Raw genomic sequence first — 15,237 nt, forward strand, 5'->3', positions numbered from 1 at the left:
CGAACGCCAGATTGAGGTCCACTACACCGGGGAACTGGTGGCGGTCGACACCTTCTTCGTCGGCGCGCTCAAAGGGGTTGGCAAGGTGTATCTACAAACCGTGCTGGACTGCTATAGCCGCCACGCCTGGGGGCGGCTCTACACCAGCAAGCTGCCGGTGACCTCGGTTCATGTGCTCAATGAAACGGTGCTGCCGTTCTTCGAAGCCCATGAGGCACGGGTCTATACCATCCTGTCGGACAACGGGCGCGAGTTCTGTGGGCGCCCTGACCACCATCCCTACGAGCTGTTCCTGCAACTGGAGGGGATTGAGCACCGAACCACCAAGGTGCGCAGGCCACAGAGCAACGGCTTTATCGAGCGGCTGCATCGCACACTGCTGGATGAACACTTCCGTATCAAGGGGAGAACGACCTGGTATGAGTCGGTGGAGCAGATGCAGACAGACCTGGATAGCTATCTGGTGCACTACAACACCCAGCGGCCACATCAGGGCAGGATGATGGAGGGACAGACGCCCTACAGCATGTTCAAGAAGGGTCTGAAATTGATACCGAAGGAAGTGCGCACTAAAGTAGCGTAAACAAGACACCGGTTTGAGGTCGGTGTCAGGTGATAACTAGATCTGTACAAATGTCAGAATATATTGTGGTCGCTTATCAAATAATTGTGGTTCAAGAACAAGAGGTAGAAATAAACGCGCTTATTTTTCATGACTGTGATGGCAATAAAAAGTTATATATCATTAATTGTCTTATTGAACTTAATTGTGAAAATTCTTACAAGATAGATAGAGGTAAGTCCGCAACCAATAAGACTGCAAACATGCAGATATGGTGATGCTTCAATAATTCCATTTCGCATGGCAGATGGGCATACTATAAAAATAGTCAACAAGAAGCACATAGGGATATTGATTGTATGCTGCCTATTTATTGCATTTCTATCATCTGGCCATATGAAAAAACCATATCTATATGCCATAACTAAAAAAATGGTGATCAACAATAGGTAGTATATAACTTGAGGCAGTACATAGGTTAGTAAGCTGCTGTAACTGGCCTGAATGGGGACAAACTCAGCTCTGTATATTATTTCAAATGCAATATTAACGAGTAGGATTATTATCCCATGAATGACTGTTGGGCGTTTGTAATCTCTGATTCTATATCTGGCTCGTGACTTCTTCAGGAAAAAAATAAATAACAATATGGCGATAGCTAAAGCAAGATACATTTTTGTTCCCAAGTTTGGATGGTCAGAGCCAAATCATGGTGAATTATAAAGACTCGCTTGTACCTATAGCAATGAGGACTTCAGAAAAAAAGAAAAGGCAGCGGAACACCGCTGCCTTTTTTGATCACCAGATAGGTTGGGTCAGGTAGGGGTTGCTCACCTTCTCGCGGCCGAAGGTGGAGCTGGGGCCGTGGCCCGGGATAAAGACGATCTCGTCGCCCAGCGGCAGCAGGGTCTCGGTGATCGACTTGATCAAAGTGGCGTGATCGCCACGGGGAAAGTCGGTGCGGCCTATGCTGCCGGCAAACAGCACATCGCCAACCCAGGCGAGTTTTTCGGCTTGGTTCAGCAGCACGATATGACCCGGGGTGTGGCCGGGGCAGAAGTAGACATCCAGCTCGCACTGGCCAAGCTGCACCTTGTCACCCTGCTCAAGCCAGCGATCCGGCGTGAACGCGGGGGTATGGGCGAAGCCGAACATCTGGCTCTGCTGGGGCAGCATGTCGAGCCAGAAGGCGTCCTCCTTGTGGGGGCCGGTAATGGTGACGCCGGTTTTTTCCCGCAGCTCGGCGGCGGCACCGACGTGATCCAGATGACCGTGGGTCAGCAGGATATGAGTCAGGGTCAGGCCGCGCTTGGCGATGGCAGCCAGCAGTTTGTCCGCTTCGCCGCCCGGATCGATCAGGGCCGCCTGATGGGTCTCGTCACACCAGATGAGGGAGCAGTTCTGGGCGAACTGGGTGACCGGGATCACCTCGAATTTCAACATAGAGTTCCTCGCTTGGGATGGGTCAGCCGCGTAGCGCGCTGGCATGCTGCTCGGCGAAATAGTCGAGGCAGGCCTGCTTGTCACCGCGAAACACGATGCGCTCCTGCTTGTTGCCAAGCTGATAGAGATACATGGGGTCGTAGTAGCGGGTCAGCAGCAACGTGATCCAGGCCAGATGCAGCGCGGTATCACCGCTCTTTTCCTGCTCGGTGAGAGCGGTCTGCATCAGGGCATCCAGCTCGCGGTGGGCCTGATCGCCAAGACGGCGCTTGAGACGGGCCAACGCATCGGTGAGATAGGCGGCAAACAGCGGCCAACCGGCTTCCTGGCCATACATGGCTTGATAGCGCAGCCAGAGATCGTGCACGTAATCTTCGCGGATCTGCTCGGCCCGATCGCACTGCGGCACATCCACCACCACCAGCGGTGCCTGACTCATGGCCTCATGGAGGGAGAGGGGCAGGCAGCAGCGGCCAATCAGGCGACTCTCATCTTCGACCACGAAGGCATGCTCGCCCTGATGGCGGCGCTTGAGCAGCTCGATGGCCATGTTGTTTTCAAAATTGATGTTGCTGGGCTGGCCGCCGGGCAGCTGACCAAACGACGAGCCCCTGTGATGGGCATGCCCCTCCAGATCCACCGCCTGGGTCACCTGATCGAGCATGTGGGTCTTGCCGGAGCCGGTCATGCCGGTCAGCACGCTCCAGTGACACTCGGCAGAAGCCTTGTCCTGGGTGTCGATCAGAAAACGGCGCAGCTCCTTGTAGCCACCGGCGACGCGGGGGCGAGTCACCCCCGCTTCAGCCAGCCACTGTTGTACGGTTTGCGAGCGCAGGCCGCCGCGAAAGCAGTAGAGCAGGGCATCGGGCTGCTGGCGCAACTGCGCCAGCCAGCCTTCGAGTCGCTCGGCACGTACTGCTCCCCCCACCAGCTTGTGTCCAAGCTCAATGGCGGCGGCCTGACCCTGCTTCTTGAAGCAGGTCCCCACCTGGGCGCGCTCATCGTCTGTCATCAAGGGCAGGTTGGTCGAGCAGGGGAAGGCCCCCTCCTTGAACTCGATGGGGGCGCGCACATCAATCAACGGCACATCGTCCAAAAAGAGTTGGGCGTAGTCCGTGGCCAGTGGCAATTCACTCATTGGACAATCTCGATAAAGCGGGAGCCCTCAAGGGGCTTGATCTGGCCGATGGGCGAGAGCGCAAGGCCAGCTTCGCGCGCGATGGCGAGCAGCTCGGCTTCGCTATCTTTACCCACGGCGACCAGTAGGCCACCGCTGGTTTGCGGATCGCACATGATGTTGCGGGTGCGATCGTCCATGGCATCCAGCTTGTGGCCGTAGGAGTCGTGGTTGCGCAGGGTCCCACCCGGGACGCAGCCCTCGGCGAGGTAGTAATCCACCTCGTCCAGCAGCGGCAGCGCCTTGAAGTCGAGGCGGGCGCTGACATTGGATCCTTCGCACATCTCCAGCAGATGGCCAGCCAGACCAAAACCGGTCACGTCGGTCATGGCGTGCACGCCGGGCAGGGCAGCAAACTGCTGACCAATCTTGTTGAGGGTGCACATGGCGTTGGGGGCCAGTTGCTCATGCTCGGGCTTGAGCTTGCCCTTCTTCTGGGCGGTGGTGAGGATACCGATACCAAGAGGCTTGGTCAGATAGAGGGCGTCACCCACCTTGGCGGTGTCGTTCTGCTTGATGGCATCCAGAGGCACTATACCGGTGACCGCGAGGCCGAAGATGGGCTCGGGGGCATCGATACTGTGACCACCGGCCAGCGAAATCCCCGCTTCGTGGCACACCTGACGGCCGCCGTCGATCACCTGCTGGGCCACTTCCGGCGCCAGGGTATTGATGGGCCAGCCGAGGATGGCGATGGCAACGATAGGCTTGCCGCCCATGGCGTAGATATCGCTGATGGCGTTGGTGGCGGCGATGCGGCCAAAGGTGAAGGGGTCATCGACGATGGGCATGAAGAAGTCGGTGGTGGAGACAATGCCCTGACCGTTGCCGATATCGACCACGGCCGCGTCATCCTTGCTGCTATTGCCAACGATCAGGGTCGGGTCGTTGAAGCCCGGGATCTGGCTCTTGAGAATGGTGTCGAGCACCTTGGGAGAGATTTTGCAGCCACAGCCAGCGCCGTGGCTGTATTGGGTCAGACGAATGGAAGACATACTTACCCCTTTTATTTGCAAACAGAGCAGAGGCTCTGTGGAGCCGTCTTGGTCAATGGGCGGCCTTGTAGTGAGGAAGACAAGAAGCCGCAAATATGGGTGGCCTCGGTGCCAACAGGGGCAGCGATGACTGGCAGTTATGAAAGACCGCCAGGCCGGACGGGGAAGAAAAGGGCGACAAGGTGCGCCAGCGCAGCCCCGCCAAGGGCCACAGGACAGGGCATTATGCCATAAATGCCCCCTTCGGTTCGAACAGGAATTCACATAAACGTGTTTACATGGGTGGTGATCATATTGTATTGCTTCACTTACAGTCTTGTTGCGGTAAAGTTAATGTGGATGGGTTGAAATCTAAAGTGTTAGTAATTTTTTCTTGATTTGCCCTGCATTTTCATTTTTTGTTCCTTTAATAAGTCATGAAACAATTGTAATATTGATAATTATAAAACTATTGCATGATACTTTGAGGTTAAAGTGACTAAAAATAAAGGCTTGGATACTAAACCAGTAGACATTAAATTTGTTACTTTACACGATCTAATAAAAGGCAATGATAGTTTTCGGGTTAAAGAAAGAGAAGAGCCATTGAAAATAACCTCTACGATCGAGAGGCTGGTTGGTCAGATATTAGATGAGTATAAAAAACGCTCGGGTAAGTCACATGGCCATTTTGAAGATAATGAAGATGAATATCCAATACAAAAATATTTGAAGCAATACTATGTGAATACCACATTATCGTTTCAGGAAACAACTCGACAAATGATGTATAACTTATGTCATCATGTCAAAGGAACTGCTTCGACTGGTGGGCATGTTTTTTTTGCTCATATTGCAAGAAGTGGAAAAGACTATTTTATTGTTGCAATAATCACAGATGAGCTGGGTGCCGCGATAACAAATAATATGGAGGTTACAGATAATACATATCTTGATATTAAGGGTTTTCGTGTTGCTGGTAGAGTTGATTTGTCAAGTTGGAATAGCGGTGGCTCACAATACTTAAGCTTTATTAAAGGTCGTGGGCAAAGAGTAGTTTCAGATTACTTTCAGAATTTTTTAGGTTGCAATAGCCGAGTTGCAGCAGCAGTAGCAACTAACGTGCTAATTGATGCAATAGAATCTTTTTCCGGAGGTTTGGGTTTATCTCCAGAAGGTAAAAATGTGTTCATGAATAGAGCAAAAGATATTGGATTTAGAATGTCGAAAGATGATGTTCCTTTCGATGTCCAAGTCTTTGCAAATGAGCTTTATCCTGAAGATCCTCAGTATCTGTTGTCAGTGTTGTGTGACCCTGACTTAAAGCTAAGTGATGGTTTTATTCCTGATGCAAGGTCATTGAGGCGTTTAGTTACTTTTTATGGCAAGACTCCCTCTTGGAAGTTAGAGTTTAATAGGAGTGCGCTCACTCACGGCCTTATAAGATTCAATGACGATGAAACGCTAACAATAACAAACTTACCTGCAGAATTAAGAGATAAGCTTCGCGCAGAAACAGAAGTTGATGATGATGATGATGAGTAAAGTAACATTTCAACAACTTAAAGAAGTTTATAAAGCTCTATCTTTTTCTAGCGATGGAGCTAGTGGCTCTCTTTTTATTGAGTCGGATGCTTTAAAATCTTCCATTAAAAATCTTCTTCTAAGTGAAGAAAGTGTAAACGAATCTGGTTTAAATACAAAGTCTCCTATAGATATTGACGAAATAAAAATAGGCGACTCAATTGAGTTGACTATATCGCCTCCAAGAATTGGGTTAGGGGTTCTTGCTCATAATATTGATATTTTATTAGGAGTCACCAAGGCTAGGATAAAAGAACCGAGACAGTATTATATTGTGTCAGAGGATTTCTATAGTGGTGATGAAAATCCTCCAGATAATATATTGGTGTATAGGTCAGTGCTGGGTTTTATTGAGCTTTTGAAAGAGTCCGCATTGTATTTAGACCAAGATAAATCTGAACTGCTCTTTTTATATGAAGGCAAGTTCGCTATACCCATACGTTACTCCCATTCTGATTTATTGGGTTTGGATTTATTTTATCTTGATAAAATACAAGAAAGCTTTACTCATGACTTGCACCGAGAACAAAAGCTTGCAATATTTTCTACCTGTATCATAGAGATGAGTAAGGGCGTTGATCTTCTGGAACGATTCAATTATATATTATCTCACCTTGGAGACTTATATAATAACTTGTCAGAAGGATATTCCATTTTTAGTTCTGATTTTTCCTATAAGAAAATACGTGATGAGATAGATGCTGCTAAAGTAGATTTTACTCAGAAAATACATAAAGCACTAACCGATATTCAAAATCAAGTTTTAGGTATACCTATAGCAACAGTTATATCTACAACACAGATGAAGTCATCTCAGTCCTTCGTTGAGTATAATTTCATTATCAATACATCTATTCTTATAGGTAGCTTTATATTTGCAATAATGGTTTGGTTTCTTGTTCAGAATCAAATAATGACTCTAAATGTTTTAAAGAAAGATGTGGAAAATCAACGTAAAGCCGTGGGTATGAAATTCAAATCCTTATCTTGTAAATTCGATTTAGATTTTAATGAAATAGACGAGCGTCTTTTTTCTCAGATTAGAGTTATGTCAATAATTAAGTTTTTCATAATCATCGGCATGATATTTACTATTGTAAGTTATTTCTATCTAATGCCAAGTTTAAGTGAGCACTCGCCAATCAATAACTATATTTCCATACCATATGCAACTTAATAATAAGGTTGTTTAGATATGATCATTAGCTACTTCGCTAATAAAACAGTGACCGTTTTACAGTTTGCGGAGTTGTTGGCGCAGACCTCGCTGGGGGCGAGACGGCCGCTGGAACATCCGGCCATCCTGCAGGGCATGCTGGATAACGCCAACTTGCTGATCACCGCCTGGCAGGGCGAGACCCTGGTCGGGGTGGCCCGCTCGGTGACCGATTTTCATTTTTGTTGCTACCTCTCGGATCTGGCGGTAGCCGAGTCAGTGCAAGGGCAGGGGATTGGCAAAGCCCTTATTCGCGAGACATTCTTGCAATTGCAGGCGGGCTGCAAGCTGATCCTGCTGGCTGCACCGCAGGCGGTGGCGTACTACCCCAAGCTCGGATTTAGCCAGCACCCGAGCGCCTGGGTGATGAACAATCTGGATGAACTGGTGCTGGATGAGTTGGCATAAAACTGTCAACTCATCCAGACAGGGCGAGATTAGCTTATCCGGCTTGCTCCAGCACCGGCTGGCGAGCCTTGCCCCAGCGGCGCAGGCGCCGTTGCAGTGGCCGCTCCAGCAGGTTGTAGCTCAACGCCGAGAGCCCGATCAGCACCGCCAGCATCAGCAAGGTGGCCACTACCCCCAGCAGCGGGTTGGTCTGGCCATACCACCACTCGGTGATCCCCGGCGCCAGATAGTGGATGAGCTCGCAACCGGTGAGCAGCACCAGCGCATGGAGCAGGTAGATGGAGTAGGAGAGATCTCCCAGCCAGTTGGTGAAGCGGTTATCCAGGAGGTGCAGCAGCGGGCTTTGGCGATCGCCTTGGCAGGCGGCAATCCAGATCAGCTGCACGTAGGAGGCGATCAGCAGCAGTGTCAGCTGCGGCGTAATGGTGAACTGCATCAGCGCGAAGGGCAGCACAAAGGCGACCAGCAGCGGCAGATCTCGCTTCATCATGGGCAAGCATTTCGCGGCCTTGACCCTCGGCAGCAGCCAGAGGCCGAGCACAAATTCACTCACCCCGCGCCCCACCGCCAGCGCGCCGCTGGTGACATCCAGGGTGCCGCGACTGTGCACGATAAAGGCCAGCACCGTCAGCGCCAGCAGGGGGGCGAGATGGCTCCAGCGACTGCGGGTGACTGCGAGGGGAATAAGCAGCGGGAACAGCAGGTAGCTGATCCACTCCACGCTGAGGGACCAGGCGGCGAAGTTCCAGGTCAGCCCGTGATCGGTCACCACCTGCAGCAGCAGAAAGGCGCTCGGCAACGCCTCGGCCGGGGTGAAGGGGGAGCCGAAGGGGGGCATCCCTTCCCACTCCCACATCTTGAACAGGGGGCCGGCGTAGAAGCCCACCCCGTGCTGCGCCTTGTAAAGCTCCCAGCCGACCAGCAGCAGCAGGGTCACCAGATAGAGGGGGTAGACACGGGTCAGCCGCAGCCAGAGAAAACGGCCATAGCTCACGGTGCAGGGCGTGCGGGTGAAGGCCTCGCCATAGACATGGGCCAGCACCACGCCGCTCAAAATAAAGAACAGGTCGACCCAGAGGTAGCCGTTCTCGATGAGTTGGGTGTGGCCTGCGATCGACTCCATCCACTGGGGAAAGAGCAGCAAGCGGGCATGGAACAGCACCACCATCAGGGCAGCGATGCCCCGCAGCGGCGTTAACAGCGGCAATGATTGATTCATAACGGGATCCCTTGTGATGTTCAGCTTGGCCTGACATCGATTTTTGTTGTTGTACCGTCCATCAATCCTGATGGGACGGTTGCCCCGGCTTGGCTGCCGCAGGCGGGATCACACTACGGAAAAGAGAGCCATACGGGTGTGATTTAAATCATGAATGTGCAGTTATTGTGCAAAAAATTTAAACAGATAAAGACGTGGGACACAGGCAGGGAAAGAGGAGGAGAGAGAACACCCATAAAGCAGAGAGGGTGGTCAACGGGGCGAGGGTCAGGCTCAGGCTCATACGGCGCGATGCAAAACAATCAGGCCCGCAAGGGGCCTGATTGATCACAAGGGAAGATGACGACCGATCAGCGGGCGCGTACCACCAGTCCCTTGAGGTAGAAGCCTTCCGGATAGGCGGTACCGATGGGGTGATCGGAGGCCTGGGAGAGCAGCTCCAGGATCTGGGCATCGCGACCGGCATCGAGCGCCGCATCGGCAACGATCTTCTGGAACAGGCTCTGCTCCATCAGGCCGGAGCAGGAGTAGGTCAAGAGCACGCCACCCGGCGCCAGCAGCTGGAATGCCAGCATGTTGATGTCTTTGTAGCCTCGGCAGGCACCCAGCAGCTGGGCCTTGCTCTCGGCAAACTTGGGCGGATCCAGCACGATGACATCGAACTTCTCGCCCTTCTCACGATATTCCCGCAGCAGCTTGAATACGTCGTGACGGACAAACTGGGTGTTGCTGGTATCCAGCCCGTTCAGCTCGGCATTCTGGCGGGCGATATCCAGCGCATTTTGGGAGAGATCGACGTTGACCACTTCCTTGGCGCCGCCTTTGAGGGCATAGACGCCAAAACCGCCGGTGTAGCAGAAGCAGTTGAGCACCCGCTTGCCTTCGGTGTACTTGGCGGCAGCCTGACGGTTGTCCCGCTGATCCAGATAGAAACCGGTTTTGTGGCCGTTGCGAATGTCTACCAGGATCTTGACGCCGCCATTCTCTTCGATGACCACCGGCTCGCTCGGGGTCTCGCCATAGATGACACCAGTGCGCTCTTTCAGTCCTTCCTTCTTGCGTACCGCCACGTCGGAGCGCTCATAGATGCTGCACTCGGGGTAGATGGTGCGCAGTGCTTGCGTTATCAGCTCACGCTGGAACTCGGCGCCGGCAGAGAGGATCTGGCACACCAGAAAATCGGCATAACGGTCGATGGTCAGACCCGGCAAACCGTCTGATTCGGCGGCGCAGAGGCGATAACCGGTGAGACCCTGACGCTTGATCAGCGGATCGCGAGACTCCTGCGCATATTTGAGACGACGGATAAAGAAGTCGAGATCGACGGTCTCATCCTTGTCGAAGGTCCAGACCCGGGCACGGATCTGGGAGCTGCCTGACCAGGCGCCACGGGCGAGCCACTTGCCATCGTTGGCATAGATCTCGACGGTATCGCCGTCAATGGGGTTGCCCTGAACCCGCTCAATCCCCTTGGAGAAGATCCAGGGATGGCGACGCAGCAGGGATTTTTCGCGGCCTTTGACGAGATAGATGGAAGCGCTCATGGATGTTTGCCGATGGTAGAAAGAAAAGGGGCCACATTCTATGTGGCCCGCAGGTAAAACTCAAACAACCCTGTGTAATGGATGGGGTTGCCCTGATCTGACACCTCATATGGTCAGAGCTTAATCCCCTTGAGTGCCTGGGCCAGTTCGCTGGCGGTGGCTTTAAGCCCTTGCGTGCCAGCTACCGAGGCGCTGGCGGACTCTTCCACCTGCGCCGCTTCATGGCGTACCTGATCCAGATTGTGGGTGATCTCGGCGGCGACCGAGCTCTGCTCCTCGCTGGAGGTGGCGATCTGGGTGCTCATCTCTAGCACCGCATCGCTGTGGTTGCTCAGCTTCTCGATATCGAGCCCCACCTCGCTGATGAGCTGCTGGCTGCTGGCGGCGCGCCCCACGGTTTTCTCCATGATCTCGTTCAGCGCCCCGGTACCGGTCTGCAGCTCTTCGATCATCTGCTGGATCTCCACCGTCGCCTGCTGGGTACGGCTGGCGAGGGTACGCACTTCATCCGCCACCACCGCAAAGCCGCGACCCTGCTCACCGGCCCGTGCCGCTTCGATGGCGGCGTTGAGGGCCAGCAAGTTGGTCTGCTGGGAGATGGCGTTGATGACGTTGACCACTTCGTTGATGCGGTTGGCGTTGTGGGTCAAGCGCTCAACCGCGCCGGAGGCATTGCCAATCTCGTCGGCCAGGGTACGGATCGCGTCGATGGTGCGGGCTACCCGGTTGGCGCCATTGGCCGCCTCTTCGCTCGACTGGCGGGTCTGTTGCAGGGTGTCGTTGGCATTGCGCGCTACTTCGCGAATGGCGGCTGACATCTGCTCCATGGCGGTGGCCAGTGAATCCATGTGCTGGCGCTGTGAACGCGCCATGGTCTCGCCTTCGCGGGCATGGTCACGAAACTCGTCGGCGGCCATGGTCAGCGCTTCGGCAGACTCCTCCACCAGTTTGACGATCTGGTGCTGGCGGTCGGTAAATCGGTCGATGCTGCCCGCCAGGGTGGAGAACTCGTCCCGCACCGGGAAGAAGTTGAGACGGAAGGTGAGATCCCCGTCCGCCACGGTTTGCAGCGCCTTGTTGGTGGAGTACAGTGCGCCGGAGACAAAGGTCATCATGTAGTGGATCACCAGTGCCATCAGGGCAGCCAGCGCGCCGATCAGGAGCAGGGTCGAGCCCTGACCCTCCCACATGGAGAGGTTGCCGGTATCGAGATCACCGGTGACGTAGCCCGCCTGACCCGCTGGCGCGGTAAAGAGGTAGTGATCTCCTTGCTGCTGCAACCCGCTGCTGCCTTGCCGGGTCAGACGCAGATCAGCAGGCAACACCAGAGTGGGCTGCTGGCTGACCAGCTGCGCTGTGGTCTCGACCCGTTGCTGCAACTGCGCTACCCGCAGGGAGATCTCCTGCTGATGGCTGGCCGCCAGCATATACCAGCTGAGAAAGGCGATGATGAAGAGAGGTAACCAGAACGCGATATGGAATTTTTCACTGATGGTGAGGTGAATGAGATAGCGGTCAACCCACCGGAATTTAACTTCTTTCATAATGGAGCTGCATCCTGCAGAGATAGAGTGTCGGGCACATTATCGTCTCGGGAAATTTTTTCTTAAGCGGAAGGTGTGAGAAATGGGAGAGCAATCGTTTGTCATTCGGGTGTGGGGGCAGGTGCAGGGGGTGGGATTTCGCTATTTCACCCGCGAGCGGGCGTTGCAACTGGGTTTGCGGGGCCATGCCTACAACCTGGAGGATGGATCGGTGGAGATCCTCATCAGTGGCCCCGCGCAGGGGGTGCAGATGATGCTGGGGTGGCTGGAACATGGCCCTCGCACCGCCAGGGTGACCCGGATGGAGTATGAAGAGGCGCTGCCGCCCACCGGTCAGGGCTTTCACACCAACTGAAGGGGCGGAGACGAGATGGACGCTGACAAGGAAGGTCTGTTGCTGACTCAGGCAACAAGCTGGGTCGCCCGTTATCAGGAGGCGGCGCGGGCGGTGCGCGAAGAGGCCAGCGAACCGGCCGTGCATGGCTACCGTATCGCAGCGCGCCGCTTGCTGGCGCTGCTCGCCCTGTGGCGGCCACTCACCTATCATCCCGAGCTGGAGCGGCGTCTGCTGCGCTCGGTCGGGCGGCTCTCGGCGCTGCGGGATGCTCAGGTCTACGCCGAGCGTTTTGGCAAGCCGCCTGCCAGCACGGGTAATACCCACAAATCGGCCTGTCGCGTGCCCCTGTTGTCGCGGCGACTGACCCGCTGGCTTGCGGCGGTGGCGCAGGTGCAGGATGCGCGGGCATTGGCGTTCCTCTATCAGCAGCATCTGGCCCTGCGCCTTGATGAGGCACAGAGCGCTCTCGATGAACCTATTCCCTGCGTTGGGAAGTCTGCCAGCTCCCGTCAGCAACAGTTGCGCCGCTGGCATCGGCTGCGCCTCGAGATCAAGCAGGCCCGTTATGGCGTGGAACTATTGCTGGATCTGGGGAGTGGGGAGCCCGGCTGGTTGAGCACCCTGGCTCACTGGCAGGAGCGACTCGGCCAGTTGCAGGATTGGCGTCAATGGCGGCGGAGGTTGCGAGCAGAGCAGGGGAACACCCACAAGCAGGCGAAACTGCGGCAGCAGTTGAAGGGGAAGATCACCGCCCGTTTGCGTCAACTGGACTGCCAGCAGGCGGAGCTGGTGGCGCTCAAACTGACGATGCTGGCAGGCCACAACATGAATGACATGCCAAGTCGGCTGGTCAGGTATTCAGAACAAAATGTATCGCCCACCAAGTCAAGCGGTGGATAGCCACAAGGCCGCAATCTGCGAAAGTCATCCGCGACCAGCATCTACAAAAACTCTCCAAGCCACAAATGCGAGACAAAAAAAGAGAGGCAGTTTGGCCTCTCTTCTCTATCTGATTGTGATCGCAGTCAGCGATGTGCTTACTTGACGCGCATCCCTGGCTGGGCGCCTTCCTGCGGCTCCAGGATCCAGAGATCCTTGCCGCCCGGGCCTGCGGCCAGCACCATGCCTTCGGACATGCCGAAACGCATCTTGCGCGGCGCCAGGTTGGCCACCATCACGGTCAGCTTGCCTTCCAGATCTTCCGGGTTGTAGGCGGACTTGATACCGGCAAACACTTGACGGGTCTCGCCGCCGATATCCAGTTGCAGCTTGAGCAGCTTCTCGGCTTCCGGTACCGCTTCGGCCTTCTTGATCAGCGCCACGCGCAGGTCAATCTTGGCAAAGTCGTCATAGGTGATGGTCTCGCTGATGGGGTCATCAGCCAGCGGGCCGGACACTTTCGGAGCCTGCTCCTTGGCCAGGTCTTCCTTGGATGCCTCGATCATGGCTTCAATCTTCGCCGGCTCGATGCGGGAGAAGAGGGCCTTGAACGGCGCAACGGTATGATCGACCAGCGGCATCTCGATGCCATCCCAGCTGAGGGTTTCGGCCAGGAAGGCTTCGGCACGCTCGGCCAGCAGCGGCATGACGGGCTTGAGGTAGGCCATCAGCACGCGGAACAGGTTGATGCCAACAGAGCAGACCGCCTGCAGCTCGGCGTCAGCCCCTTCCTGCTTGGCGATAACCCAGGGAGCCTTGTCGTCCACGTAGCGGTTGGCCTTGTCGGCCAGCGCCATGATTTCGCGGATGGCGCGGCTGAATTCACGGCTCTCATAAGCCTCGGCAATGGCGGTACGAGCATTGGCGAATTCGGCGTAGAGCTCGGGTTCGGCGCAGGTTGCCGCCAGCTTGCCGCCAAAACGCTTGGCGATAAAACCGGCGTTGCGGGAGGCGAGGTTGACCAGCTTGTTGACCACGTCAGCGTTGACCCGCTGCACGAAATCTTCGAGGTTCAGGTCCAGATCGTCGATGCGGCTGTTGAGCTTGGCAGCGTAGTAATAACGCAGGCACTCCGGATCCAGGTGGTTCAGGTAGGTGGATGCCTTGATAAAGGTGCCCTTGGATTTGGACATCTTGGCGCCGTTGACGGTCACATAGCCGTGCACGTTGACCTTGGTTGGCTTGCGGAAGTTGGCACCTTCCAGCATGGACGGCCAGAACAGGCAGTGGAAGTAGGCGATGTCCTTGCCGATGAAGTGGTAGAGCTCGGCGTCGGAGTCCGCTTTCCAGTAGCTGTCAAAGTCGATGTCGCCACGCTTGTTGCACAGGTTCTTGAAGGAAGCCATGTAGCCGATGGGGGCATCCAGCCAGACGTAGAAGTACTTGCCCGGGGCGCCGGGAATTTCGAAACCGAAGTAGGGGGCGTCACGGGTGATGTCCCACTGCTGCAGGCCGCTTTCGAACCACTCCTGCATCTTGTTGGCCATCTCTTCCTGAATGGCGCCGGAGCCACGTACCCACTCTGCCAGCCATTTTTCAAACTGCGGCAGGTCGAAGAAGAAGTGCTCGGAGTCCTTCATCACCGGAGTGGCACCGGAGACGGCAGATTTCGGATCGATCAGCTCGGTCGGGCTGTAGGTGGCGCCGCAGCTGTCGCAGTTGTCGCCATACTGCTCCGGAGATTTGCACTTGGGGCAGGTTCCCTTGACGAAACGGTCCGGCAGGAACATCGATTTTTCCGGATCGAACAGCTGGGAGATGGTGCGGCTCTTGATAAAGCCACCATTTTTCAGGCGGCCGTAGATCAACTCCGCCAGCTCGCGGTTTTCGTCGCTGTGGGTGGAGTGATAGTTGTCAAAGCTGATGTTGAACCCGGCGAAATCGGCCTGGTGCTCCTTGGAGACCGCGGCGATCATCTCTTCCGGGGTGATCCCCATCTGCTGTGCCTTGAGCATGATCGGGGTGCCGTGGGCATCATCGGCACAGATGAAGTGCACCTGATGACCGCGCATTCGCTGATAACGAACCCAGATATCGGCCTGGATATGTTCCAGCATGTGGCCAAGGTGAATGGAGCCATTGGCATAGGGGAGGGCGCAGGTTACCAGCATTTTACGAGGATCAGTTGCCATATTACGTTCTTGATGTGCTTGTTGGGATGATAGAGTGCCGTGCATGTTACCCGAATTGGGGGTAGCCTGCCTAGGGTTGTGGCTGTGCCGGGCTTGGCCGGATGCACCATCTGTACCGCAGGCAAGCCACTGATTTGTGTGCGGTAACCGTTCACCTC

At 54.9% G+C, this 15,237-nt stretch carries 12 protein-coding genes and 1 pseudogene; 6 read left to right on the forward strand and 7 right to left on the reverse strand.

From position 1 onward, the window contains the following. Positions 1-583, forward strand: a pseudogene (locus A9G06_RS07640) (IS481-like element ISAs19 family transposase); the annotation flags it as partial. Positions 584-1,360: 777 nt separating this feature from the next. Here the strand turns inward: A9G06_RS07640 and A9G06_RS07650 are convergent. The 3 genes from A9G06_RS07650 to selD are packed head-to-tail and all read right to left on the reverse strand — an operon-like array spanning position 1,361 to position 4,177. Beyond that, the gene (locus A9G06_RS07650; RefSeq protein WP_069554807.1) at positions 1,361-2,005 is read right to left on the reverse strand and encodes an MBL fold metallo-hydrolase; all 645 of its coding nucleotides are present in this window, start codon (positions 2,003-2,005) and stop codon (positions 1,361-1,363) included. 22 nt (positions 2,006-2,027) lie between these two features. Then, positions 2,028-3,143 carry a tRNA 2-selenouridine(34) synthase MnmH gene (gene mnmH, locus A9G06_RS07655; RefSeq protein WP_069554808.1) on the reverse strand — a complete coding sequence of 372 codons (1,116 nt, stop codon included), beginning with the start codon at positions 3,141-3,143 and terminating at the stop codon, positions 2,028-2,030. After that, entirely contained in the window at positions 3,140-4,177 is a 1,038-nt protein-coding gene (selD, locus tag A9G06_RS07660) for a selenide, water dikinase SelD (RefSeq protein WP_069554809.1), read from the reverse strand. Before selD ends, mnmH begins: the two co-directional genes overlap by 4 nt. 474 nt (positions 4,178-4,651) lie before the next feature. Here selD and A9G06_RS21420 point away from each other — a divergent pair, with 474 nt between their 5' ends. Genes A9G06_RS21420 through A9G06_RS07670 form a run of 3 tightly spaced genes read left to right on the forward strand, consistent with a single transcriptional unit; the run spans position 4,652 to position 7,364 of the window. Beyond that, positions 4,652-5,701, forward strand: a complete 1,050-nt coding sequence (locus A9G06_RS21420) for a nucleoid-associated protein (RefSeq protein ID WP_083243753.1) — start codon at positions 4,652-4,654, stop codon at positions 5,699-5,701. After that, positions 5,682-6,917: a hypothetical protein gene (locus A9G06_RS07665; protein WP_069554810.1), complete on the forward strand. Its 1,236-nt coding sequence runs from the start codon at positions 5,682-5,684 to the stop codon at positions 6,915-6,917. Before A9G06_RS21420 ends, A9G06_RS07665 begins: the two co-directional genes overlap by 20 nt. An 18-nt stretch (positions 6,918-6,935) precedes the next feature. Further along, a complete protein-coding gene (locus tag A9G06_RS07670; RefSeq protein ID WP_069554811.1) occupies positions 6,936-7,364 on the forward strand; it encodes a GNAT family N-acetyltransferase in 429 nt (142 codons plus the stop codon). 34 nt (positions 7,365-7,398) lie between these two features. On the opposite strand, the gene A9G06_RS07675 is transcribed toward A9G06_RS07670, so the two are convergent. The 3 genes from A9G06_RS07675 to A9G06_RS07685 form a co-directional block, all read right to left on the reverse strand. Then, positions 7,399-8,583, reverse strand: a complete 1,185-nt coding sequence (locus tag A9G06_RS07675; RefSeq protein WP_069554812.1) for an acyltransferase — start codon at positions 8,581-8,583, stop codon at positions 7,399-7,401. A gap of 350 nt (positions 8,584-8,933) precedes the next feature. Further along, entirely contained in the window at positions 8,934-10,127 is a 1,194-nt protein-coding gene (locus A9G06_RS07680) for a class I SAM-dependent methyltransferase (RefSeq protein ID WP_069554813.1), read from the reverse strand. Between the two features lie 113 nt (positions 10,128-10,240). Next, a complete protein-coding gene (locus tag A9G06_RS07685) occupies positions 10,241-11,671 on the reverse strand; it encodes a methyl-accepting chemotaxis protein (protein ID WP_069554814.1) in 1,431 nt (476 codons plus the stop codon). Positions 11,672-11,753: 82 nt separating this feature from the next. Between A9G06_RS07685 and A9G06_RS07690 the strand changes: the two genes are divergently transcribed. Continuing rightward, positions 11,754-12,026, forward strand: coding sequence for an acylphosphatase (locus tag A9G06_RS07690; protein ID WP_005345583.1), 273 nt, complete (start codon positions 11,754-11,756; stop codon positions 12,024-12,026). 15 nt (positions 12,027-12,041) lie between these two features. Then, complete coding sequence (locus A9G06_RS07695) at positions 12,042-12,908, forward strand: CHAD domain-containing protein (protein ID WP_042056045.1); 867 nt, start codon at positions 12,042-12,044, stop codon at positions 12,906-12,908. 137 nt (positions 12,909-13,045) lie between these two features. Here the strand turns inward: A9G06_RS07695 and metG are convergent, their stop codons facing one another. Next, a complete protein-coding gene (gene metG / locus A9G06_RS07700; RefSeq protein WP_069554815.1) occupies positions 13,046-15,079 on the reverse strand; it encodes a methionine--tRNA ligase in 2,034 nt (677 codons plus the stop codon). Positions 15,080-15,237: the final 158 nt, after the last annotated feature.

Source organism: Aeromonas sp. DNP9 (assembly GCF_001728955.1).
GTDB lineage: Bacteria > Pseudomonadota > Gammaproteobacteria > Enterobacterales > Aeromonadaceae > Aeromonas > Aeromonas veronii.